The sequence below is a fragment of the Clostridioides sp. ZZV15-6383 genome (assembly GCF_020657735.1).
Classification (GTDB): Bacteria; Bacillota; Clostridia; order Peptostreptococcales; family Peptostreptococcaceae; genus Clostridioides; species Clostridioides difficile_D.
The window spans coordinates 1-281 of the sequence record NZ_JAGWCV010000203.1; the positions used below are offsets into that span (position 1 = coordinate 1).

Below are 281 nucleotides of genomic sequence, written 5' to 3' on the forward strand. Positions count from 1 at the left end.
CATACCAATTAGCCTTGTATTCTAATTGACGAATAAACTCTGACCATGATACATCAGAAATTAAGCGAGATAGTTTACGATTTCTAATCATATTCTTTACTTGTAAATCTTCTATGCAAATAATATCATTCTCTTTTATTAGTTTAGTAGATAGTTTTTGTAGAAAATCCTTTCTTTGATTAGCTATATGTTCTTGAAGTCTTGCAACTTTTAACCTTGCTTTATTTCTATTTAAACTACCGATTGTTTTTCTCGATAATTCTCTTTGTAATTTAGCAAGT

At 27.8% G+C, this 281-nt stretch carries 1 protein-coding gene; it reads right to left on the minus strand.

The genetic code is table 11. The features are described from left to right. On the minus strand, nucleotides 1-281 hold a 281-nt coding region (locus tag KGF42_RS19465; RefSeq protein WP_227826936.1), incomplete at both ends, for a transposase.